This window comes from Pseudomonas sp. S3_A03 (assembly GCF_054668275.1).
Genome location: NZ_CP162753.1, coordinates 1,087,799 through 1,111,283, shown reverse-complemented (window position 1 = coordinate 1,111,283; position 23,485 = coordinate 1,087,799). Strand labels below are relative to the sequence as shown.

The window sequence follows — 23,485 nt, the reverse complement described above, 5'->3', positions numbered from 1 at the left end:
ATGGATCGTTTATCCACGCTGCTGGTGCACTTTGGCATTGGTGCCGATACCTTTCACAGCGGGCCGCTGCACGGCGCCCTCGACACCCACGACTTACAGCAACGAGGGCGCGTCTATTTGCTCAAGGAGGGCCAGGCCGGCCTGGAGATGCCAGAGGGCACGCTGCGCATCTGCGAGCCCAGCCTGATCGTAGTGCCGCGCCCCCTGCCCCATCGACTGGTGGCCGGCAAGGCGGATAACGCCCTGGTAGTGGCGGCCTCGCTGCGCTTTGACGGTGGCCTGGACAACCCGCTGGCGGTGGCGCTCACCGATTCCATCGTCATGCCGCTGGCGCAGATCCCCATGATCGCCGGCACGCTGGACTGGCTGTTCAGTGAGGCCTTCGCCGAACACTGCGGCCGCGAGGCGGTGATGAACCGGCTGTTCGAGCTGATGGTCATCCAGTTTCTGCGCCATATGATGGCCTACCACAGCATGACCACCGGCATGATGTCGGGCCTGGCCGACCTGCGCCTGGCACGGGCCATGACCCTGGTGCACAACCATCCGCAACGGCCGTGGACCGTGAATGAAATGGCTGTGGAGTCAAATATGTCGCGGGCCAGTTTTGCCGCGCATTTTCACAAGGTCGTCGGGCAAACCCCGGCCGATTATGTACTGAGCTGGCGCGTGAGCCTGGCGCAGAAGCGTCTGCGCGACGGCCGGCCCATGGCGTTGATCGCCGATGAGGTGGGCTACGAAAGCCCGTCCGCGCTGGCCCGGGCGTTCCGCCGCAAAATCGGCACCAGCCCGCGCGAGTGGTTGCAGGCGCAAGCGCCCCTGCGGGAGCGGCAAACGGTGCAACCCGCCTGAGCGCAACGCGTTAGACGCCGCCGAAGCCGATCAACCTATGGCTGAGTCGGTATTGCCCGGCTCGGCCGCTTCATCCGGATCCAGGAGCGGCACTTGCGCATCGTCCATCAGCGAGCCGGGGTCTTCGTTGCCTGGGTCGTTGGGTTCTTCGTCCAGTTCTTTTGCCATGACCGGTTCCTCTAGCCGCCCTGGGTATCGATATCGGCATCGGTTTCAGGCTTGGGCTCGCGCTCGGGCTTGAAGTCAGGGCTGTAGTCGTTGTCCCTGGCCGCAGGGTCACTGGCGGGCCTGGGGTCTTTCGGTGCATCGGCGGCGGTGCCGGGCGTCGGCTGCCCGACGTCGATGGCCGGGTCGTTACGGTTGCTCATCTGTGGGTCGTTGTCTGTGCTCATGCTTCACCTCTGCCTGTGCCGGATAACGTTAAGGCGCTGCGGCGGGGCGTGAAGTTCCATGGGATTGCTCATCGGATCGGATTATCGATCTGGATATAGAACGCGTACATCCCCAGCAACAGCCAGAACACCATGAACAACCAGGGGGCGCGCATCGAGAACAGCAGCGACTTGCGATAACCCTTGTGGGATGACTCCACTTCCGAGAACAACGGCGACTCGTCATAGGCCAAGCCCATCACCGGCTCGCTGCGCAGCAGTTCACTTTGCTTGTAGTGCCAGTGATCGATGATTTCGTAGGCCGCGCGAATGCCGGGCCAGGCGTTGAGGGAACTGAGAATGCCCAGCGCCACCAGAAATACCGGTACCACCAGCGTGAATAATTTGCCCCACTCGGGGTTCAGGTTACCCATGCCCGAGACAAAAGCGATCACCAGGAACGACTGCGCCGTCAGGTAGGCGTCGGTGCGGTTGGCGAGGATCGAGGTTTCGTACTGGATCTCGCGGCGATAAAAGTCCAGGCGATCCTTGGGTGAACCGAACATCTTCGCGTTGTGTTCATTGTGGTCGGTCAGGGCCGCTTCGGGGGTGTCGGGGGCGATGATTCTGGGCACGACGATGCTCCACACTGTTGCGAAACCCGTTAGAAGAATCACGGGTGGGCGAAGTTCAAGTTTGTTGCGCACCAAAGCGGGGCGCGCCTTGCTTTATTGTGGGGACAAGCAACAGCCCCTGTAGTGGGCGTCCACCCGCTACCCCATAGCCCGGTTATCCCTACAAAGCCTGCTGATCACCGGGTAATCGACACGCCGCTGCGGTTTAGGCACACGCATTGCTTAAACCATTCATCTGCCCCAATACAGGAACATTCGTTACCCCCCGACCCAGAGCCGACCCCATAAGAAAGTAAGGACCAGGCCTGTTGGCACCCTGCGCCACGGGCTCATAAAAACATGCGTTTTTTTTAAGCGGCAGTGCCTCCCCTGCAATGCTGGGCACTGACAAGGTACTGGAATGGCTCGATCTTTCTTTGATGAAATGAATGACGCAAACGGCGTATGCCGTGCGCACTATCAAGATTTCTCCCGCTGGCTGGCCAATACGCCGCCGGAACTGCTGGCCCAGCGTCGCCGCGAAGCCGATTTGCTGTTCCACCGCGCGGGAATCACCTTCACCCTGTACGGCGACGAGCAGGACACCGAGCGCCTGATCCCCTTCGACATCATCCCCCGCAGCATCCCCGCCAGTGAATGGCGCGTGATCGAACGCGGCTGTATCCAGCGGGTCAACGCGCTGAACATGTTTCTTGCCGATATCTATCACGACCAACGCATCATCAAGGCCGGGATCATTCCCGCCGATCAGGTGCTGGGCAACGAGGGTTACCAGAAGGCGATGGTCGGCCTGGACCTGCATCGCGGCATCTATTCGCATATCTCCGGCGTCGACCTGGTGCGCGACGGCGACGGCACCTACTACGTACTGGAAGACAACCTGCGCACCCCCAGCGGCGTGAGCTACATGCTCGAAGACCGCAAGATGATGATGCGCCTGTTTCCCGAAGTGTTCGCCAGGCAGCGCATCGCGCCGGTGGACCACTACCCCAACCTGCTGCTCAAGACCCTGAAAAGCTCCAGCCGCCTGGACAACCCCAACGTGGTGGTACTGACCCCGGGCCGCTTCAACAGCGCGTTCTTCGAACACGCGTTCCTGGCCCGCGAGATGGGCGTTGAACTGGTGGAGGGCGCGGATCTGTTCGTACACGACCTCAAGGTATTCATGCGCACCACCGATGGCCCCAAGGCCGTGGACGTGATCTACCGCCGTATCGACGATGCCTTCCTCGACCCGCAGGCGTTCAACCCCGAGTCGATGCTCGGCGTGCCGGGCCTGGTCGCGGCGTACTGCGCGGGCAACGTGGTGCTGGCCAATGCCATCGGCACCGGCGTGGCGGATGACAAGTCGATCTACCCCTATGTGCCGGAAATGATCCGTTTCTACCTGGACGAAGAGCCGGTGCTGCAGAACGTACCGACGTTCCAGTGTCGCAAGCCGGATGAACTGTCCCACGTGCTGACCCACCTGCCCGAACTGGTGGTCAAGGAAACCCAGGGCTCCGGCGGCTACGGCATGCTCGTGGGCCCTGCCGCCAGCGCCGCCGAGATCGAGGACTTCCGCCAACGCATCAAGGCGCGCCCGCATGCCTACATCGCCCAGCCGACCCTGAGCCTGTCCACCTGCCCCACCTTTGTCGAAAACGGCATCGCTCCCCGGCACATCGACTTGCGCCCCTTTGTACTGTCGGGCAAGGAAACCCGCCTGGTGCCCGGTGGCCTCACACGGGTGGCCCTGCGTGAAGGCTCGTTGATCGTCAACTCGTCGCAAGGCGGTGGAACCAAGGACACCTGGGTGGTGGAGGATTGAACCATGTTGAGTAGAACCGCCGCAGATCTGTACTGGATGTCCCGTTACCTGGAACGCGCCGAGAACCTGGCGCGCATGCTGGAAGTCAGTTATTCGCTGTCGTTGATGCCCCAGGCCGGGCACACCGATGGCCTGGACGAACTGGCCATGTCGTTGCTCAGCAGCGGCACCCTGGACAGCTACCTCGAACGCCACCAAACGCTGGACGCCGAGCGCATGTTGCACTTTTTCGCCCTCGACGAAGAAAACCCCGCCAGCATCTACAACTGCCTGCGCGCCGCGCGCGGCAATGCCCACGCGGTGCGCGGGCGGATCACCGCCGACATGTGGGAAAACCTCAACGCCACCTGGCTGGAAATGCGCAGCATCGCCGCCGGCGGCCTGGCTCGGCATGGCATCAGCCACTTCTGTGACTGGGTCAAACAGCGCTCGCACCTGTTTCGCGGCGCGACCTCGGGCACCATCATGCGCAATGACGCCTACCGGTTCATTCGCCTGGGCACCTTTGTCGAGCGCGCGGACAACACCTTGCGCCTGCTGGATGCGCGCTACGAGATGTTCGGCGAGGAGTCGGAAGAGGTCAGCGACCTCTCGGCACGCGGCTACTACCAGTGGAGCGCCCTGCTCCGGGCGTTGTCGTCATTCGAGGCCTATACCGAGCTGTACCCGAATGCGCTGAATGCGCGGTCGGTGTCGGAACTGTTGTTGTTGCGCAGTGATGTGCCGCGTTCGTTGCATGCCTGTGTCGAGGAATTGAGCCATATCCTCGCCGACCTGCCCGGCAGCTACGGGCGCACGGCGCAGCGCCTGGCGGCGGAGTTTGAGGCACGGCTGAGGTACACCGGCATCGATGAGATCCTGGAAGATGGGCTGCACACTCGCTTGACCGACTTTATCGACACCGTGCGCGAGTTGGCGCGGGCGATACAAAGCTCCTATCTGGAAGTGGTCTAGCCACACCACCGATAAAACTGTGGGAGGGGGCTTGCTCCCTCCCACATGGGGAGTGCCGTCCCCATCAGCTATCGATTGACCACCACTTCGGAAACAGTTGCCGCACCCGCGCCTCGCCAAACCGGTCATCGATCAATATCACCACGCCCTCGTCCTGCTGGCTACGAATCACCCTGCCCGCCGCCTGCACCACTTTCTGAATACCGGGATACAAATAGGTGTAGTCATAACCCGCACCGAAGATCGCGCCCATGCGCGCCTTCATCTGCTCGTTGACCGGGTTCAGTTGCGGCAAGCCCAACGTCGCGACAAACGCACCGATCAAGCGTGCGCCAGGCAAGTCGATACCCTCGCCGAACGCGCCGCCGAGCACGGCAAAACCGATGCCCTGGCTGTGCTCGGTGAACTGCTCGAGAAACGCCTGGCGCTCGGCTTCGGTCATGCCGCGCGATTGCTGCCACAAGGTGATTTGCGGGTGTTGCTCGGCCAGCAACTGCGCCACTTGTTGCAGGTAATCAAAACTTGAGAAAAACGCCAGGTAATTGCCCGGCCGCTGTGCGAATTGTCGGGCAATCAGCTCGACGATCGGCTGCAGGGATGCCTGGCGATGCACGAACCGCGTAGACACTCGATCAACGATGCGCACGCGCAATTGCTCGGCCTTGAACGGCGACTCCACGTCGATCCACACCGTGTCCTTGGGCAGGCCGAGCAGGTCGGCGTAATAGTGCCGTGGGCTCAGCGTGGCGGAAAACAGCACGCTGCTGCGGGCGGCCGTCAGCCGTGGGCGGATGAACTCGGCGGGCACCACGTTGCGCAGGCACAGGGTAGAACTGCTGCGCTTGGCGTTGAGCTGACGCTTACTGATATCGAAAATGAAGTGTTCGTTGAACAGCTCGGCGACCTTGGAGAACTGCAGGGCTTCGAAGTAAAAGGCTTGCAGCTCGCCGCTGAGGGAGTCGGGATGGTCGTTGAAGTAGTCGCCCATGGCGCTGGCGCACAGGCTCAGGGCCTGCAAGAGTTTTTCCGGTTTGGCGGCATAGGCCTGATACGGCGCGACTTGTTCCTTGTGCAGGGCGTTCCATTCACGGTTCAGGCGCTGCAAGGTTTTTTTCAGCGGTTCGGGCGCCGTGTCGCGCAGGGTCTTGAGGCGGTATTGATCAAGACTCGCGCTGTACATCGCGCGCGCGCGGTCCACCAGGTTATGGGCTTCGTCGACCAGCACCGCAGCACGCCATCCGTTGAGCTGGGCCAGGCCGAAGAGCATGGCGCCGAAGTCGAAATAGTAGTTGTAGTCGGCAACGACCAGGTCGGCCCAGCGCGCCATTTCCTGGCTCAGATAATAGGGGCACACGTTGTGGGCCAGGGCGACGTCGCGCAGGTTGCGCTGGTCCAACAGGCGTACGTTGGATGCGGCGATACGGGCGGCGGGCAGACGGTCGTAGAAACCCTGGGCCAACGGGCAGGAATCGCCGTGACAGGCTTTATCCAAGTGTTCGCAGGCCTTGTCCCGCGCCACCAGCTCCAGCACGCGCAAGGCCAGGTCGGGGCTGGCGGCATGCAGTACTTGCGCGGCATCAAGGGCCAATTTTCGGCCGGGAGTCTTGGCGGTCAGAAAGAACACCTTGTCCAGTTGCTGCGGCGCCAGCGCCTTGAGCAGCGGGAATAGCGTGCCAAGGGTCTTGCCGATGCCAGTGGGCGCCTGGGCCATCAGGCAGCGGCCGGTGCTGACGGCCTTGTACACCGACTCGGCCAACGCGCGTTGGCCGGGGCGAAACCCGGCATGCGGGAAACTCAAGGCCTGGGCCGCGCGGTTGCGCGCTTCACGGTGGGCCATTTCGCGCCTGGCCCAGCCAAGGAACAGCGCGCATTGGGTGTTGAAGAACGCTTGTAGTTCGGCGGCCTGGAAGCGTTGACTGAGCAGGGTTTCGCCCTCGCCGACAATATCGAAGTACACCAGCGCCAACTCGATCTGCGTCAACCCGAGCTTCTGGCACATCAGCCAGCCATACACTTTGACCTGAGCCCAATGCAGTTGCCGGTGGTTAGCGGGCTGGGCGTCAAGGTCGCCGCGATAGGTTTTCACCTCTTCCAGGCGGTTGGCGTTCGGGTCGTAGCCGTCGGCCCGGCCCCGCACGGTGAGTTGCTGGTAGGTGCCTTCGAGGGCGACCTCATTCTGGTAGTGCGCGCTGCGTCGCGAAGCCACGGTGCGGTGCCCGACGATACCCTCCTGGGCGCTGGGCGATGGGGTAAAGCGCAGGTCCAGGTCGCCGACCTTGGCGGTGAACTCACACAGCGCCCGCACGGCCACGCTGTAGCTCAAGCGACGTGCTCCGCCCAGCGCACGTAGCAGACCGTGACCGGCATCTGGTGGTCGCCACAGAATTCCAGCCAGCGCAATTGATTGTCTTGCAGGCGGTCGCCGGGGCCTTTGACTTCGATCATGCGGTAGGTTTTTTGCGCCGGCCAGAACTGGATCAGGTCCGGCATGCCGCTGCGGTTGGCGCGAATGTCCAGCAGCAGGCGTTCGAACCAGTGGCGCAGGTGCGCGGCGGGCAAGCATGCCAATGCCTGTTCCAGCAGCGTTTCACTGAGCAGGTTCCAGAACACGAAGGGCGACTGAAGCCCCCATTTGTCCACGTAGCGCTGGCGAATCACGGTTTTGTAGCGCTCGTCCTGCAGTCGTTCGAAACACGCGTCGAACAGCGGCGCACGGCGTTGATGGAAGTCTTCGCTGTGCAGGTCCGCCGGCCCGCGCTGGAACGGGTGAAAAAACGAGCCCGGCAACGGAGCGAAGATCGCGTCCCAACACAGCAGGCCGAACAACGAGTTGATCAGGCCGTTTTCTACGTAATGCACCGGTGCATCGGGTTCGCTGAGGTGAGCCTGCACGCAGTATTCCACCGACATCAGCGGGTCCGGCAGCGCCAGTTCGAGGTCCAGGCGCGTGACCTCGCGAGGCTTGGACCTGGGCGCGACCGGCCCACCCAATTTGCGCCGAAGACGCGGCATGACGCGCTGCAGGTGTTGCTGCTCGGCGGCACTGTGCGGCGCCTGTTGCGCAAGGGTTGCCAGGGCCATGGCCTGCACGTAGTCCTGCTGGCGCTCCAGCACACGGATCAACCGTGAACGCGCACCGGGATACGCGCAGGCCCGGTAGATCTGCTCGGCCAGGGCCAATTGCGCACTGCGTTCACAGAACTGCCCGATCTGGAACAACAGCTTGGCGCGCCGTTTTTCCAGCCAGGGGTTGTCGGTGCTCAGGGTCGCGACCCGGTGCAGCACCTCGTCCAAGGCTTCAGCGTTTTCAAAGGCTTGCTGGCAGTGGTGCAAAAACAGAAAACCCTGTACGTCGGCACGCGTGCGCAGCCCACGGGACTCGGCGCAGAACTCGACTTTTTCGTAGGTGTAAATGCCCAGGTCCGCCAGTACGAATTCGGACCAGTCCTGGTGCAGGTTGCCAAAGAACATCAGGCGCAACCGGTCGCACAGGTCCATCACGGTGAGGCTGTACAACGAATCGGCCAACTCGGGGCACCACTGGGCAAAGCTGCGGGTTTGGCTGAACTGCGCCGCCAACCCCTCCAGCCAGTCGGCCTTCTTGCCCTTGGGCTGATCGATCCAGGGGGCGAAGGCACTCAGGATTTCAGCCTTTTGCAGCAGCGCGAACAGTTCGGCAAAGCCCAGCGGGTGCTGGTCATCCACCCAACCCAGTGCCAACAACGGCACTGCGGCGGCGTGGGTGCAACCCACCTCCCCGTAGTTGAGCTTGCCCGCGCGAAAATGCACGCCTTTGCGCATCACCATGCGCACCAACAGCGCCTGGGAGGCCTGCGGCAACCTGTCAAATTGCTGAATGAAATGCTCTTCGTCAGGATCAAGCAGATCGGCATAGCGTTGCCCCAGCCAATGCAGGACCTGGCGGAAGTTATGCAGGTAATAGAGCGGGTCGTCGAGCGGATTGGCCATGGTGCGCGCTGATCAAATACTGGTTATGCATACAGAGTGCCGCCGCCGATGCTGTGTTGCAATCGGTAATAGATAAATGGCGTACGCAACTTTTTGTATAAAAGTGATCAGATGGGGGGTCGATGGCGTAACATTTACGGCCCGCAGCCCTTGGCGCGGGACTTTTCCGAGTTGAAGGTAAGGATAATGAACATGAAGAATTTGGGGCTGCCGCTGGTTGCACTCACTTTTCTGGTATTGGCCGGTTGCGCGACGCAAACCGTCGTAACCCTGCAAAACGGCACGCAGTATTTGACCAAAGACACGCCAAACGCCAAGACCGCCGACGGTTTCTACGAATTCACCGATATCGCCGGCAAGCGTGTACGCGTCAAGGCCGATGACGTGGCTACGGTGCGCAAGGAAAACTGATTTCCTTCAAGCCACACTGATCAAATGTGGGAGTGGGGCTGTTGGGGTGAGCAAGCAGCGCCCTCACCACAACAGGCAGTTTCAGATGATCACGATCCCCTCCCCCGACAACCCGCTCACGCCCACCAATGTCACCGAATCCCCGCCAAAACTGATCACCGTGTCCCCACCCACTGCCTTGGCGTGATCACGATAGTCCGCACTGCCCTCTACCTGCGTAAACACCAGTTTGTCTGTTGGTTGGTAACCGATGATCCGGTCGTGGCCAAACGGCCCGCTGAACAGGAAGGTGTTATGCCCGCTGCTGTCGCGGATCGTGTCATTGCCTTTGCCGCCTTCGATAAAGTCCGCGCCTTTACCGCCCTGGATCAGGTCATTGCCGTCGCTGCCGATGATGAACGTGTCGCCCGTGTGCGGCTGCGCGTTGCGGTTGAGGTCTTGCACCCAGGTGGTAGCGCGCGCCGGGTCGGACAGGTTGGCGACGATAATCGTCGAATCGCGGCTCATCTGCGCATAGAACCCGGAGTCCAGGATGCGCGTCATGCCGTCGCCATACCCGGTGGGCAAGTGCGAGATCCAGGTCGGCAGGTTGATGATGGAAAACGGCAGCGCGTTCCACAGTGTCGAGGCGTAATGGTCGTTGAAGCTGACGATGTTGTCGGTGGTCGACGCATGGGGCTGGTCATGCACGCCCAGCGATGACCCGCTGAAGGATGAGCCGTCCAGCGCACGGAATACCGGGTCGTTTTCGTAGCCGACATTGAGCACCTTGTCACCGGCGCTCTGGGTCGGCGAGGCATAGGCCACATAGTTGGCGTCCTGGTAGAACCCGGCCCATCTGCCCGCGCTCAGGTCGGCCATGCTGTTGACCGCCAGGCCGCCCAGGCTGTGGCCGCTGACCACCACGTCGTGACCGCCCAGGCCATGGGCGGTGGCGTAATCGGCAACGTTCTTGAGCAAACCGCCAAAGGCCTCGCCCGCGTAGTTTTTTGCGTAATCCCTGGGGCCCAACGCGGCCAGCACGTCACTGACCAGGTCGCCGATGGAATCGCTGATCAGGCTTTCCCTGGGACCGGAGGTGCCGCGAAAGCCGATGCCGATTTCGAGCAATTTACCGGCGTCATCGTACTTGCCCAGCACTTCGGCCTGGGCCGTGGTGTAGCCGGCCTTTTCGCCAAAAAAGGTGCCCCGGGCGTCGGTTTTACCGGTATACCCCAGCGTGCCGGCGCTGATCGGCGTCCAACCGGCTTGTTGCACCGCCTGCAGCGCGGCTTTTTCCGAGTCCGGGTTCCACGGCACGCCGGGGATCACGCCCTGGGAATCACTGCTGCCCAGCAACGCACCGACCAATGTGGCCGGCAAGCCCAAGCCCAGCCCGTTGTGCTGGTAGCCCACGGCAAAGCCGTTATCCAGGTTGTGGTAGGTGTACAGCGTGATCGCCATGGCATCGGCGAACAACGCTTTGGAACCCTCGGCTCCGAGGCTCTTATAGTCAAACACACCCATGGTATTGCCTCTTTTGTTGTTGCAATTGTCGAGAACGCCCCTTAACGCGGTGCCGGCCCGAAGGCTTCATCCACCTTGGCCAAGTCGGTGTCGCGCAGGTTGCCGGCGTAGTAATGCAATTTGGTCCAGGCCATGAGGTAGTCGTAACGCGCCTGGGCCAGGTCGCGTCGGGTGCTGTACAGCTGTTGTTCGGCATTGAGCGCATCGAGGTTGACCCGCTCGCCGCCGAGGATGCTTTGCCGGGTCGACACCACCAGCGCTTCGGCAGACGCCAGGGCCTTTTGATAGGCACGCAGTTTGCTCACGCCGGACAAGCAGGCGCTGAACTGGCGACGCAGTTCGATCAGGGTTTCGCGGGTCTTGCCCTCCAACTCGTACTCGGCCTGCTCCATGGCGCGACTGGCCTGGCGGGTGGACGCCGAGATGCCGCCACCGGCATACAGCGGCAGGCTCACTTCGACGCCTATCGTGTTGGTGTCGTAGCGCTGGTTGTAGGTGTTGCCGCTGTCGGATTCCTGCTGGCGCGAGCTGGCATACGCCGTGATCTTGGGCAGGTGCCCGGCGCGGTTGCGTTCCACTTCATAGCGCGCCACTTCCAGGGCCTGGCGCTGGGACGCCAGCGTGGGGTTATTGCCGATCGCCAGGGCATGCCAACTGTCGTAGTTGGCCGGGGTTAACGTAAACGCTGCAAAGCCTTGGTTGAGCGGCGCCAGGTCGTGGATGTTGACGCTCTGCACGCCGATCAGCGCGCCCAGTTCTCGTAACGAGGCGTCCTGTTCATCCAGCGCCTGGATCTCTTCGGCGGTGGCCAGCTCATAGCGCGACTCGGCTTCGAGGATATCGGTGCGGGTGCCCTCGCCCTGCTGGAACAGGTGCTGGTTCTGCTGGAACTGCTGCTCGAAGGCTTTCTTCTTGGCGCGGGCGATGTCGATCTGGTCCTGGGCAAACAGCGCCTGGGTGTAATAGGTCAGTACCCGCACCAGCAACGCCTGGCTCTTGTCGCGAAAACTCTCGTCGGCGAACAGCGCCTGGGCCACGCCCTTGCGATAGTTGGCGTAGGCTTCGTAGTCGAACAACGGCTGTTGCAGGCTGAAGGTGGAGCCGTAGCTGTTGTAGTTACGGTCGTCGCGGTAGCTGCCGCCGCGCCCGTCCGGCAAATGCGCCTCGGAGTTGTTGCGGCCCTTGTTGTAGTTATAAGACAGCTTGGGCAGCAGGCCGGCGCGGCCGATGGTGCGGTTCTCCAGGCCCGCGTCGCGCTCCTTGATCGCGCCGAGGAACACCGGGTCGTTGCGCAAGGCTTGCTCGTACACATCGAACGGGCCCATGGCGGCCTGGGCGCTGGTGCAGGTCAACAACAAGGCGATAAACACCGGTTTCATGTTCATTCCTCGGTCAACGCGGAGCCGGCGCGGTCGAGCAGCGGCTTGAACAGATAATTGAGCAGCGAGCGTTCGCCGGTGCGCACGAACATCTCGGCCGGCATGCCGGGCTTGATCACCAGGCCCTGAAGTTTCTCCAGTGCGGCCTCGCTGACGGTGGTGCGCAACACGTAATAGGGCGCGCCGGTTTTTTCATCGAGCATCTGGTCGGCGGAAACCAGGCTGACCTCCCCCGGCACCCTCGGGGTACGGCTCTGGTTGAAGGCCGTGAAGAGAATGTCGACCGGCAAGTGTGTACCGACCTTGTCCACCAGATGCACCGGTAAGTGCCCCTCCACTTCCAGGCGCGTGCCCTGGGGCACGATTTCCAGCAGGGTTTCGCCGGCCCGCACCACGGCGCCTTCGGTGTGCACGCCGAGGTTGACCGCAACCCCATCGGCGGGCGCATTGATTTGGCTGTGCTGCAAGTCGAACCCGGCCGAGGTGAGTTGCTGCTCCAGGGTCAGGCTGCGCAGTTGCGCGTCGGCCAATTGGCTGCGCACCTCCTTCTGGTACTCCTCGCTGTGCTGCTGCAACTTGAGGCGCGATTCGAGGATGCCCTGCTCCACCCGACCGCTTTCACCGGTGTTCTGCGCCAGGTCCTGTTGCACTTGGGACAACTGGCGCTGGTATTCCATCAAGCGGTTACGCGGGATGTAGCCGTTGTCGGCCAATGGTTGCAGATTACTCAGTTGGTCACGCAGCGATTGCGCCTGGGCGGTCAGGTCGCTGCGGGCACGGCGCATGCCATTGAGTTGCGCGGTGGCGCCGTCGATATTGGCGCGAATACCCGCCTGTTCACGGGCGAAGGCTTCACGGCGGCTGCTGAACAGTTGGCGCTGGCCTTCCAGCACCAACGCCAATGCGGGGTCGGGGTTACTGCTCAGTTCGGCGGGAAAGCGGATGCCGGCGCTGTTGTCCCGTTCGCTCTGCCAACGCGCCACGCTCGCCCAGGCCATGCGGTATTGGGCTTGCAGCGAGTGCACATCGGCCTGGCTCTGGGTCTGGTCGAGGCGAAACAGCGGCTGGCCTTGCTTCACCCATTCGCCCTCGCGCACCAGAATACGGCTGACCACGCCGGGGCTGAGGGTTTGCACGGCCTTGCGCTTGCCCGACACCACCACCGTGCCCTGCACAGGGATGCCTTGATCGAGCGGCGCGAGGCTGGCCCAGAGGAAAAACCCGCCAGCGCCGACCACGGTCAGCAGCCAGCCCATCCGGGCAAAAAAACCGGCATCGCGTTCTTTGAAAGGGGGTTCAACAGTGAGGCTGTTCATGCGCCGGGCTTCCTTGCGGCTGAGTACTGACGACTGAAACTGACGCCGGGCTTGTCTTTTGGCGCTTCCTGCTGGCCGGACAAGGCACGCAGCACCTCCTGGCTCGGCCCGAACGCCTGTAGGCGCCCTTCGTTGAGCACCAGCAATTTGTCGGCCTGGGCCAGCGCCGAGGAGCGATGGGTCACCAGCACCACGCTGCTGCCCTGGGCCTTCATCTGTACGATGGCGCTGGCCAGTGCGGCCTCTCCGACGGTGTCGAGGTTGGAGTTGGGCTCATCCAGCACAATCAAGCGCGGCCCGCCGTACAGCGCGCGCGCCAGGGCCACGCGCTGCTTCTGGCCGCCGGACAGGCCGCCGCCGTTGTCGCCCAGCACCGTGTCGTAACCCTGGGGCAAGCGCAGGATCAGTTCATGCACGCCGGCTTGTTGTGCCGCCTTCACCACACGCTCAGGGTCAGCCTCGCGAAAACGCGCAATGTTGTCGGCGATGCTGCCGCTGAACAACTCAATGTCCTGGGGCAGATAGCCGATATGCGGGCCGAGGTCGTCGCGGTTCCAGCGATGGATGTCCGCGCCGTCCAGGCGCACGGTGCCCGCCAGCGTTGGCCACACACCCACCAGCATGCGGGCCAGGGTGGATTTGCCGGAACCGGAAGCGCCCAAGACACCGAGCACTTCGCCGGCGCCGAGGTTGAAGCTGACCTGATGCAAGCTGGCCAAACGATGCCCCGGTGGGCCCGCGCTGACGTGTTCGACACTTATCTGCCCGTTCGGCGCCGGCAACGCCATGTGCTCCACGTGCGGCGGGAATTCGCGCAGCAGTTCGTCCAGCCGCTGGTAGGCCAGCTTGGCCGAGCTCCATTGCTTCCACACCGCGATCAACTGGTCGATGGGGCTGAGTACCCGGCCCATCAGGATCGAACCGGCGATCATCATCCCGGCGGTCATGTCGCCACGGATCACCAACAGCGCCCCCAGGCCCAGCACCAGCGATTGCAGGCACAGGCGCAGGGACTTGCTCAGCGAGCTGATCACAGAACCGGTGTCACTGGCACGGTTCTGCAACCCCAGGAACTGCGCATGCACGGCAAACCAGCGCTGGCGCAGCGCGCCGAGCATGCCCATGGCCTGGATGGTCTCGGCGTTGTGCAAGTGGCTGGTGGCCAGCTGGGTGGATTGCTGGGAAAAACCACTGGCCTCGCCCAAAGGCTTTTTGGTCAGGTATTCGTTCAGGCAGGCCAGGCCGATCAGCAGCAGCGCACCGGCGGTGGCCAGTACGCCGAGCCATACGTTGAACAGGAAAATCACCAACAGGTAGAGGGGAAACCACGGGGCATCGAAGAACGCGAACAGCGCCGGCCCGGTGATGAATTGACGGATATGGGTCAGGTCGCCCAAGGATTGCCCGGCATGCCCCTGGCCGCGTTGCAGGTTGCGTTCGAACGCGGCCTTGTACACGTGCAGGTTGAAACGCCGCTCTAACTGGCTGCCGATGCGGATCACGATAAAACTGCGGATCACTTCAAGTGTGCCAATAAATGCAAAAAAGCCCACGACCATCAGCGTCAACATCACCAGGGTGGTTTCGTTCTGGGAGGACAGCACGCGGTCATACACTTGCAGCATGTAAATCGACGGCACCAGCATCAATAGGTTAATCAAGGCGGTGAAGCAGCCAATACTGATCAAGATGCTTTTATATTCACCCAGCGCCTTGAATAAAGGAGCAGCAACAGGGGGCTTGGCCATAGGTGTTGATCTTCCTTGAACCGGATTGCACGCATAAGCTGCCCGAGCCCCAGATACAGGCCGAGCAACTAATAAAATCGAGTAATACGCGTATAGCGATAACTAAGGCATTCGTTTTAGTTCAATAACGTCGCCGGTTTTATTACGCGCCTGATAACTACCGCCCTTCTGGCGATTCAAGTGTGCGATGCCGCTGCCCACGGCGTTGAACAGCCAGATGCCGTCCGGCGTAGGTGACCAGGTCAGGGGTTTTTCTCCCAGCCACTGTTCGGCGCAGGCGACGTCACCGCCCAGCGCATTCGCCTGTTCGAGCAGGTCCAGGGCGCACACCTGGCCCTGCTGGTGCAACTGCCAATGCCCGGCCAACTGGGCCGTGGTGGGTAAAACAAGACTGCTCGCCATTGCGTGGGCTCCTGCCGACACGAACATCACCTGCAACCCGCAGGCGATCCAATTGAAAAAACGCTGCATCCGCACGCTCCCTCGTGAAGGCGCGACGCGCAAGCGCCGCGCCCTTGTATCACGCGACGATGTCGCTGACTGCCGCCTGGCCGACGGTGGTGACGAGGAAGTCCGCCACGCCGTGCCCGGAGAAGTCCACCGCCAAGGTACCCAGGTTGCTGCCTGCCGCATAGGTCAGGACCGCGTCGCCGGCATGCCCGGTAAACGCATTGACGAAGCTCAGGCCGGCGCCTTTGGTGATGCCGCTGAGGTCGATCTTGTCCGAGCCCGAGGTGAAGTCGAAGAGCTTGTCTGCAGCCCCTGGCTTGGAATCGGAACTGGCGCCGAACACAAAGGTGTCGCTGCCCGCGCCGCCCCACAATTGGTCGGCACCACCCCCGCCATAAATCAGGTCATTGCCGGCCCCGCCTTTGATCACGTTGGCCGCGTTGTTGCCGATGATCAGGTCGTTGCCCGCGCCGCCGAAGGCGTTCTCCACGGTGACGCCCTTGGCGATGGACACGTTGCCCACCAGGCCGCCGACGTCGGAGAACGCGGTTTCATTGAGGTTGATCTTCTGGTTCTGGGTGAACCCGGAGAAGTCCAGGGCGTCATTGCCGCCACCGTCCCACACCGAGAACACCAGCTTGTCGGCGTTGGAGCTGGCGCTGAGAAAATCACGCCCGGTATTGGAGTTGAAACCGTAGGTGGTGTCACCGGCACGGGTGTTGTAGTTGGCGCCGTAGAGCTTCTGGATCGCCGCGATATCGTCGATCAACGGCCCCGAGGCATAGGCCTCGACCCCGCCTTTGCTGAAGTTCTGGTTAGTGTTGCTCTCGCTCCAGTAACTCATCAGGCTGTAGCCGCGCGTGTCCTGTCCATAGGTCGCGTCGTTGTAGGTGGGCGCGCCTTCGCCGGCGTTGTAGTCGCCGGGGTGAGCCAGGCCCAGGGTGTGGCCGATTTCGTGGGTGAGCGTCTGCCGGCCATAGTTGTTCAGGTCCGGGGTTTTGTTCGGCGTGTAGCTGTTGTTGGTCAGGTACCACGAGGTGCCGTCGTAGCCCGCGCCGGTGCCGGGCAGGTAGGCGAAGGCCGCCGCGCCGTCCTGGCCACTGCTGTAGTTGCCGAAGGTCATGTGGCCGTCACCGCCGCTGGCTTTCTCGGTGAACGCGACGTTGGCCACGTCTGCCCAGGATTGCATGGCCAGCACGGCCTGGGCCTTCTGCTGCGCGCTGAACTGGCTGAAGCCCGAAATGCCGTGTTTGTTCAGGGTGCTCGAGGAGGCCGAGGTGAGGAACGTGTAGGTCAGGTCGATCTTGCCGTTGCCGTCGAAGTCCCGGTACGCGGCGCCGTCGCGCAGCAGTTGGGTGGCTGCCTGGTCGACGGTGTAGGAGGGTTTGCCATTGATCGTGAGGTTGCCGCCACGGTCATACAGATGGCTGAAGCTATCGATTTGCGCGTAAGCGGTGCTGGCTTGCGCCGCCGACACGATAGCCTTGTCTTTTACTTTTGACATAAACGTACTTCCTTGTGTGCAAGTGCATCAGTCTTTGATCGATAGGAACCCCGCTGGCGAGATCGTCCTATCACTCGCCTCTTTTGAAGGCGTCACGAAACTGACACAACTTGAAATCTTTCGTCCACCTCTATTTCCAAGGTTAAAAACGCACCATCCGACAACTTAGGGAAGTCGGGTGCCGTATTTATTGGGGCACTCGGATTTTGTCCAACAAAAAACACCGGGCTCGTATTTAAATATTAAATATCGCTAACGCCGCGTAACTTCAGCGACGTCACGAATAATGGGATCCACTCTATTGCCACGGTGGCATTGGCAATATTAAACAGCCACTCCTTCAACTAACGATCAGGTTGTTCGTCATTACCGGGGCACACTCCAGCCGCTGTTTTTTAATGCCTGCAACAGCGTGTCGCCCGTGAGGCCCGGCACCCGTACGCCGTCATCGGTGGTCATGTCCTCCCCGGCCAGAATGGCGTTGATGATCGCCTCCTCCACCGCCTCGGCCGCCGCGCTGAACAGCGGCGAAATATGGTCGTTGTTGAGCATCTGCAACGTGCTGCTGAACGGCAGGCCTGCACGCGCGTAATCCGCCGGCGGCAGGTCCCTGTTGCCGGTGGCGAAGGCCAGGAACAGGTCGCCGCTGGAGTCCTCGGTACCGCCGCCGGTGCGGGCGATGCCAATGGATGCGCGTTGTGCCAGGCGCTGGCACTGGTGCGGCAACAGGGGCGCGTCAGTGGCAATGACCACCACGATCGAGCCCATGCCCGGCGTGCCGCGTTCGGCGAAGGGCGAGGCAATGCCCATCAGTTGGCGCCCCACCGGGTAGCCGTCGACCCGCAGCTCCTGGCGCTTGCCATGGTTGGCCTGCACCAGCACGCCAACGGTCCAACCGCCCTGCTCCGCCGGTAAACGTCGCGACGCGGTGCCAATACCGCCCTTGAACTCATGGCAGATCATCCCGGTACCGCCACCCACCGCGCCTTCCTGCACGGGGCCGGTCTCGGCGTTGTGCAGCGCCTGGCGCACGTGCTCAGGCTTGACGTGTTGACCCCAGATATCGTTGAGCAGGCCGTCGTAAGTCTCCATCACCACCGGCATGCACCAGTACACCGCCGGGTCCGCCAGGCGTTCGCGCTCCAGGGCGATCAGGGTGTCGCGCACGATGCCCAGGCTGTGGGTGTTGGTGATGGCCAGCGGCGTGGTCAACAGCCCGGCTTCGCGGATCCATTCAAGGCCGGTGGCATCGCCATTACCGTTGAGCACGTGGTAACCGGCGAAACACGGTTGTTGCCGCGCCTCGCCGGCGCGCGGCTGGACCACGCTGACGCCGGTGCGCACGTGTTTGCCGTTGATACGCGTCTTGAGTGTGCTGTGGCCGACCCGGACGCCCGGCACATCGGTGATTGCATTCAACTCACCGGGCGTACCCAGCCCCAACGTGATGCCCAATTGACGTGCGCGCATACCCACTCCTTACAGTTTCTGGAAGACCGGACTCGACCGGCCGCTGATGCAATAGAAAATCACCGACACGGCCAGCAAGCCGAGGATGACCATGATGTCGCGCACCGAGGCCGCCATGACCAACGTGATCAACAGGTACCCCGCGCCTAGTACCGCCAGCAACGCGGGCAACGGCCACAGCGGCATGCGATAGGGATGCTCGCGGTCGCGCAGCAGCGCACGGCTCATCAGTGCGCTCAGCGCCACCACCAGGTACACCAATATGATCAGCAACACGCTGAACGACGTGAGGTCGGCCAAATTCGAGCTGAAACTGAGCAGCGCCGAGGGGATCGCCAGGAACAGCGTAGCCAGCCAGGGCGAATCCCAGCGCGGGTGGATCCGCGTGAACAGGGTGTTGATGCTGGGTGTCCAGAGCGCATCGCGCCCGCTGCTGAACACCACGCGGCCGATCTGGATGACGATGGCGACGATGGCGTTGAACACCGACAGGAAGATCCCCGCGCTGACCAGCCGCGACAGGGTTTCATTGCCGTGGCTGGTGAGCAGGTAGCCGATAGGGTCGGGGCTGCTGATCATCGCGCTCAGGGAGGGCGCGCCGATCAACAGCGCGGTGATCGGTACCAGTTCGATGATCACCACCAGCCCCAGGGACCACAGCACCGCCTTGTGTACGCCTTTGCCGGCGCATTTCATGTCTTCGGCCAGCAACACTGCGGTGCCGTAACCGTTGTAGGAAAACAGGCCGATGCCCACCGCACCGATTACCAGGGCCCAGGGCGCCAGGTGCAGTACGCCGTTCTCGACGATCTGCGGCTGGAACAACACACTCGCGGGCTGCACCGGGTTGCCGAAGCCGATAAACACGATGACCAGCAACGCCGCCACTTCCAGCAGCAGGCACGTGCCGGTGATCCACGCATTGAGCTTGATATTGAGAACGCCCAAGGCGTAGCTGCATGCCACGATCACCAGGGCGACGGTTTGTGAATCAAAGCGGGTGCCCAAGGCGTTGTTGAGGTAGGTCGCGGCGCCGGTGGCCAATACCGGCGGGATAAACAGCAGCATCACCAGCACGGTGAGGAACGTCGCATAGCCGGCCATGCCGCCGAACACGCGCTTGGCATACACATACTCACCACCGGCGCTGTTATGGGCGCGGCCCAGTTCGGCGTAGCAAAAGGCGAACATCAGTGCGAGCAAACCGGCCATCACAAACGCCAGGAACACCCCGCTGCCGGCCTGCTGGATGGCGAACGGTGCGATCACGAAGACCGAACTGGCGGGTGTCACGGCGGAAACCGTGATGGTCACCACATCGAAGACGCTCAGGGTGGGTTTCAGCACGCCGTCAAGCGTGGGGGAAGTGCTCATATCGTTATCCTCTGTCGTTGTTCTTGGTGTGAGGCAGAAACGAAAAATGATGTGTTGGCGGGATATGTTTCCCGCTGAATAATGGTGAAATTAAACGCTGCGTTTATGTCAGCCAATTCCCCTATTGGCGTACTCCCCTTGACGGCCTGCGGCAAAAGCCGAACCCTGGGCCGATCTTTGGGTGGCGGGAGCCTGTCATATGAGCCTGTTTCGCGAAGTCGGCATGCACGCTGGCCTGGGCCGCACCGTCTCGCATATCGGCACCGAGCGTTTCTGGAAACCGTTGGTGTTGTTGCTGCACCAGTGCGTGCCCTTCGATAACGCCCTGGCGATCTTCTACCCCCTGGATGGCCCACCCCGGGCCCTGGAAGAGTACGACGCCCAGCCCACCAGCAAACCCGCTTCGATGCTGGTGTACCTCAATGGCCTGTACCTGCTCGACCCCTTCTACCAGGCGTGCCGTGAAGGCAATGCCAGCGGCGTGTATCGCTTGGAAGAAGTGGCGCCGGATCATTTTCGCCAGAGTGAGTACTTCCTCAACTACTTTCACGACAACGTGCTGGAAGACGAGGTGCAGTTCATCCTGCAACTGCCGGGTACCGGCACGCTGTCACTGTCGCTGGGCATGCAGCGGCGCTTCAGCGGCGAAGAGGCAGGCTTGCTGACTACGCTTGCGGCCTGGGTGCTGCCGCTGATGCAACAGCATTGGCAACAGAGCACTCAACGGGTGCCGGCCATGGACAGCCAGATCAGGGATGCATTGAGCCAGTTCGGCAGCGGTGTGCTGTCGGAGCGCGAACTGGAAATCGCCCGGCTGGTACTGCGCGGGTTTTCTTCCAAAGCCATGGCCGAGCGCCTGAATATCTCGCCGGACACGGTAAAAGTGCACCGCAGGCACCTGTACGCGAAGCTGGACATATCGTCACAACCGGAGTTGTTTTCGTTGTTTATCCAGTCGCTGGGGCATGACTTGAAAACCCCTGAGATCGTTCCCCCGCCAGGCGGGGGAACGATCAAACCCATCAAGACAGATGGTTTTTCAGCGCCCCATGCGAATGGTGTTCCAGACTCGCGTGCGAATCCGGTCGATATTCAGCGGCATGGCTTGCAGGGCAAACAACTTACCCATCATGTCCGCGCTGGGGTAGACCTTGGTGTCGCCTTTGATTTCAGGGTTGACCAGGCTGTCCGCCGCGCTATTGCCGTTGGCGTAGTGCACGGCGTTGGTGATCTCCGCCATGACCTGGGGCTCCAGCAGGTAATCCATAAAGGCGTAGCCGGCCTTTGCATCCGGCGCGTCGGCGGGCATGGCCACCATGTCGAACCAGATCGCGGCGCCTTCCTTGGGGATCTGATAACCGATCTTCACGCCATTGTTGGCTTCGGTGGCGCGGCTCTGGGCCTGCAGCACGTCGCCGGAGAAGCCGACAGCCACGCAGATATCGCCATTGGCCAGGTCACCGGTGTATTTCGAGGAGTGGAAGTACGCCACATACGGCCGCACTTTCATCAGCAGGGCTTCGGCCTTTTTGTAGTCCTCGGGGTTCTTGCTGTGGTGCTCAAGGCCCAGGTAATTGAGGGCGATGGGCAACAATTCCGGGCCGTTATCGAGGATGGCCACGCCACACTTGCTGAGCTTTTGCATGTATTCGGGCTTGAAAATCAGGTCCCAGGAATTCACGGGGGCATCGTCCCCAAGCACCGCCTTGACCTTGTCGATGTTGTAACCGATGCCGGTACTGCCCCACAGGTAGGGGAAACCGTGGGCATTGCCCGGGTCATTGTTCTCCAAGGCCTTGAGCAGCACCGGGTTGAGGTTTTTCCAGTTGGGCAACTGGCTCTTGTCGAGCTTTTTCAGCGCGCCACCCTGAATCTGCCGGGCCATGAAGTGGTTGGAAGGAAACACCACGTCATAGCCGGAGTTACCGGTCATCAGCTTGCCGTCGAGGGTTTCGTTGCTGTCATACACGTCGTAGCTGAAACCGATCCCGGTCTGTTTCTGGAAGTTCTTCGTGGTATCCGGGGCGATGTAGCTGGACCAGTTATAGATTTTCACCGTCTCGGCGGCCTGGCTGACAGAGGCCAGCAACATCAAGGGCAACAGGGCAATGGCTTTCATGGTTCGATTTCCTGGCGGTTTTAGGGCTGTTTTTATGGCAGGCGATCAAGGATCAAAGCGTTACAGAATCAATACGTAGGTCTTGCGCACGGTTTCCTGGATATCCCACACGCCCGTGCTGTTGGCCGGCAACATCAGTGCATCGCCGGCTTGTATATGCTCACGGGTGTTCTCGTGTGAGTGAAACGGCTCAGTGCATGAAACCTTCCATGAACCCGGCCACGCCGGTCGCCCATTTGCGACGCCACGGGGCGGAGTTGGGGTTGGCCAGCACCTGGTCTTCATGGACAAAACTGCGAATGATCGTGTTGTAGCCCAGCCAGCGGCAGGGCTCGGGTTCCCAGGCCTTGAGCGCGTCGAGACCACGTTCGCGAATGACCCAGGGCTGTTTGGTCAGCGCTGTATCGCGCCCGAGGATCAAGTCCGCCAGGGTGCGACCGCCGAGGTTGGCAGCGCCGACGCCCTCCCCGCCATACCCGCCAGCCAGTGCGATGCCGGACTGTTGATCACAGAGCATGTGCGGCCGGAATTGGCGCGACATGCCGAGATTGCCGCCCCACGAATGGCTGATCCGTGCGTTTTTCAACTGTGGGAACAGCTCACTGAACAGGTAGCGACGCAGCTCGACTTCGCTGTCGGTCAGATCGAAGTTGTGGCGCAACTGTCCGGCGAACTGATAGCCGCCACGGGCGCCGAATACCAGGCGGTTGTCCGCCGTGCGCTGGCCATAAGTGACCTGGCGGCTGCTTTCGCCGAAGGCCTGGCCGTGGCTCAGGCCAATCTCGTCCCAGGTGCTGGCCGGCAACGGCTCGGTGGCGACGATCAGACTTTGCACCGGCAATTGGTAGCGGCCCAAGGGCGGCAACGTGTTGGCATAGCCCTCGACGGCCGGTACCACCCACGCCGCGCGCGCACTGGCCTTCGCCGTGCGCAGGCCGCCGGACTGCCACTGGGTTACCGGGCTGTTTTCATAAATCTTCACGCCCAGGCGTTCCACCACCCGCGCCAGGCCGCGCACCAGCTTGGCCGGCTGAATCGTGGCGACATGGGGTGCATAGATACCGCCATAGGGCCTGGCGATGCGGAGCTGTTCGGCCAACTGCTGCGGGCTCAGCCAGCGGTAGTCGGCGTCGGTGAGGCCCTGGCAATAGAGCTTGTGCAGATAGGCGCGCAGGCTGGCTTCTTGCTCGGGGTAGCGCGCGGCACAGTACAGGGCGCCCCCCTTGCGGTAGTCGCAGTCGATGCCTTCGCGGGCCAGTACCTGCGCCACTTCGTCGGGGATGCCGTGCAGCAGATCGAACGAGGCGCGGCGCGCTTCGGCGTGCAAGCCGGCCAGCAGCCGATCTTCGCCGAGCAGGTTACCCATCAGCCAGCCACCGTTGCGCCCCGAGGCACCAAAACCGGCGGTTTGCGCCTCGATAATCGCGATGGTCAACTCAGGCGCCTGGCGCTTGAGGTAGTAGGCGGTCCATAGCCCGGTGTAACCGGCGCCGATAATGGCCACGTTGACGTCCAAGTCATGCTCAAGGCACGGCCGAGCCACCAGCGGGTCGTCCAGTTGATCCATCCATAAACTGATGTTGCGCCATTGCGGCATGCCAGGCTCCCCTACCTCAT

General features: G+C 62.0%; 19 protein-coding genes and 2 pseudogenes. 5 read left to right on the top strand and 16 right to left on the bottom strand.

Going from position 1 to position 23,485, the window contains the following annotated elements:
* The gene (locus AB4O25_RS04800) at positions 1 to 852 is read left to right on the top strand and encodes an AraC family transcriptional regulator (protein ID WP_017530647.1); all 852 of its coding nucleotides are present in this window, start codon (positions 1 to 3) and stop codon (positions 850 to 852) included.
* Between the two features lie 30 nt (positions 853 to 882).
* On the opposite strand, the gene AB4O25_RS04795 is transcribed toward AB4O25_RS04800, so the two are convergent.
* The 3 genes from AB4O25_RS04795 to AB4O25_RS04785 form a co-directional block, all read right to left on the bottom strand.
* Positions 883 to 1,020, bottom strand: coding sequence for a hypothetical protein (locus AB4O25_RS04795; RefSeq protein ID WP_460150580.1), 138 nt, complete (start codon positions 1,018 to 1,020; stop codon positions 883 to 885).
* 11 nt (positions 1,021 to 1,031) lie between these two features.
* The gene (locus AB4O25_RS04790) at positions 1,032 to 1,244 is read right to left on the bottom strand and encodes a hypothetical protein (protein ID WP_017530645.1); all 213 of its coding nucleotides are present in this window, start codon (positions 1,242 to 1,244) and stop codon (positions 1,032 to 1,034) included.
* A 68-nt stretch (positions 1,245 to 1,312) separates the two neighbouring features.
* Positions 1,313 to 1,858 carry a hypothetical protein gene (locus AB4O25_RS04785; RefSeq protein WP_017530644.1) on the bottom strand — a complete coding sequence of 182 codons (546 nt, stop codon included), beginning with the start codon at positions 1,856 to 1,858 and terminating at the stop codon, positions 1,313 to 1,315.
* A 400-nt stretch (positions 1,859 to 2,258) separates the two neighbouring features.
* Here AB4O25_RS04785 and AB4O25_RS04780 point away from each other — a divergent pair, with 400 nt between their 5' ends.
* Together AB4O25_RS04780 and AB4O25_RS04775 are read left to right on the top strand one after the other, a co-directional pair.
* Positions 2,259 to 3,668: a circularly permuted type 2 ATP-grasp protein gene (locus tag AB4O25_RS04780; protein ID WP_017530643.1), complete on the top strand. Its 1,410-nt coding sequence runs from the start codon at positions 2,259 to 2,261 to the stop codon at positions 3,666 to 3,668.
* 3 nt (positions 3,669 to 3,671) lie between these two features.
* Positions 3,672 to 4,622, top strand: a complete 951-nt coding sequence (locus AB4O25_RS04775) for an alpha-E domain-containing protein (RefSeq protein ID WP_017530642.1) — start codon at positions 3,672 to 3,674, stop codon at positions 4,620 to 4,622.
* A 64-nt stretch (positions 4,623 to 4,686) separates the two neighbouring features.
* Here AB4O25_RS04775 and AB4O25_RS04770 read toward each other — a convergent pair whose 3' ends face one another.
* Both AB4O25_RS04770 and AB4O25_RS04765 read right to left on the bottom strand, forming a co-directional pair.
* Positions 4,687 to 6,945, bottom strand: coding sequence for an ATP-dependent DNA helicase (locus tag AB4O25_RS04770; protein ID WP_460060224.1), 2,259 nt, complete (start codon positions 6,943 to 6,945; stop codon positions 4,687 to 4,689).
* A complete protein-coding gene (locus AB4O25_RS04765) occupies positions 6,942 to 8,591 on the bottom strand; it encodes a VRR-NUC domain-containing protein (protein ID WP_460150579.1) in 1,650 nt (549 codons plus the stop codon). Before AB4O25_RS04765 ends, AB4O25_RS04770 begins: the two co-directional genes overlap by 4 nt.
* Positions 8,592 to 8,777: 186 nt before the next feature.
* On the opposite strand from AB4O25_RS04765, the gene AB4O25_RS04760 reads away from it, so the two are divergent.
* Entirely contained in the window at positions 8,778 to 9,002 is a 225-nt protein-coding gene (locus AB4O25_RS04760) for a YgdI/YgdR family lipoprotein (protein ID WP_017530639.1), read from the top strand.
* A gap of 81 nt (positions 9,003 to 9,083) precedes the next feature.
* Here AB4O25_RS04760 and AB4O25_RS04755 read toward each other — a convergent pair whose 3' ends face one another.
* The 8 genes from AB4O25_RS04755 to AB4O25_RS04720 form a co-directional block, all read right to left on the bottom strand.
* Complete coding sequence (locus AB4O25_RS04755) at positions 9,084 to 10,508, bottom strand: polyurethane esterase (protein WP_017530638.1); 1,425 nt, start codon at positions 10,506 to 10,508, stop codon at positions 9,084 to 9,086.
* A gap of 41 nt (positions 10,509 to 10,549) precedes the next feature.
* Entirely contained in the window at positions 10,550 to 11,887 is a 1,338-nt protein-coding gene (locus AB4O25_RS04750) for a TolC family outer membrane protein (RefSeq protein ID WP_460150578.1), read from the bottom strand.
* 2 nt (positions 11,888 to 11,889) lie between these two features.
* Positions 11,890 to 13,203, bottom strand: a complete 1,314-nt coding sequence (locus tag AB4O25_RS04745; RefSeq protein ID WP_017530636.1) for an HlyD family type I secretion periplasmic adaptor subunit — start codon at positions 13,201 to 13,203, stop codon at positions 11,890 to 11,892.
* Positions 13,200 to 14,951, bottom strand: coding sequence for a type I secretion system permease/ATPase (locus AB4O25_RS04740; protein ID WP_116078822.1), 1,752 nt, complete (start codon positions 14,949 to 14,951; stop codon positions 13,200 to 13,202). The genes AB4O25_RS04745 and AB4O25_RS04740 overlap by 4 nt, the downstream gene beginning before the upstream one ends.
* Positions 14,952 to 15,053: 102 nt before the next feature.
* Complete coding sequence (locus AB4O25_RS04735) at positions 15,054 to 15,422, bottom strand: AprI/Inh family metalloprotease inhibitor (protein WP_065879102.1); 369 nt, start codon at positions 15,420 to 15,422, stop codon at positions 15,054 to 15,056.
* Between the two features lie 49 nt (positions 15,423 to 15,471).
* Positions 15,472 to 16,905, bottom strand: coding sequence for a serralysin family metalloprotease (locus AB4O25_RS04730; RefSeq protein ID WP_460150577.1), 1,434 nt, complete (start codon positions 16,903 to 16,905; stop codon positions 15,472 to 15,474).
* Between the two features lie 366 nt (positions 16,906 to 17,271).
* Entirely contained in the window at positions 17,272 to 18,375 is a 1,104-nt protein-coding gene (locus AB4O25_RS04725; RefSeq protein WP_065879103.1) for a DmpA family aminopeptidase, read from the bottom strand.
* A gap of 9 nt (positions 18,376 to 18,384) precedes the next feature.
* Positions 18,385 to 19,749 (bottom strand): APC family permease, encoded by a 1,365-nt coding sequence (locus tag AB4O25_RS04720; RefSeq protein WP_017530631.1) that lies wholly within the window; start codon positions 19,747 to 19,749, stop codon positions 18,385 to 18,387.
* A gap of 199 nt (positions 19,750 to 19,948) precedes the next feature.
* On the opposite strand from AB4O25_RS04720, the pseudogene AB4O25_RS04715 reads away from it, so the two are divergent.
* A pseudogene (locus tag AB4O25_RS04715) lies at positions 19,949 to 20,731 on the top strand (helix-turn-helix transcriptional regulator); the annotation flags it as partial.
* Between the two features lie 57 nt (positions 20,732 to 20,788).
* On the opposite strand, the gene AB4O25_RS04710 reads toward AB4O25_RS04715, so the two are convergent.
* From AB4O25_RS04710 to AB4O25_RS04700, 3 genes and pseudogenes are all read right to left on the bottom strand, one after another.
* Positions 20,789 to 21,868 carry a polyamine ABC transporter substrate-binding protein gene (locus tag AB4O25_RS04710; protein WP_065879104.1) on the bottom strand — a complete coding sequence of 360 codons (1,080 nt, stop codon included), beginning with the start codon at positions 21,866 to 21,868 and terminating at the stop codon, positions 20,789 to 20,791.
* Positions 21,869 to 21,928: 60 nt separating this feature from the next.
* Positions 21,929 to 22,024 (bottom strand): annotated as a pseudogene (locus AB4O25_RS04705) (cupin domain-containing protein); the annotation flags it as partial.
* Positions 22,025 to 22,058: 34 nt separating this feature from the next.
* The gene (locus AB4O25_RS04700) at positions 22,059 to 23,465 is read right to left on the bottom strand and encodes an NAD(P)/FAD-dependent oxidoreductase (RefSeq protein ID WP_460150576.1); all 1,407 of its coding nucleotides are present in this window, start codon (positions 23,463 to 23,465) and stop codon (positions 22,059 to 22,061) included.
* Positions 23,466 to 23,485 lie beyond the last annotated feature (20 nt).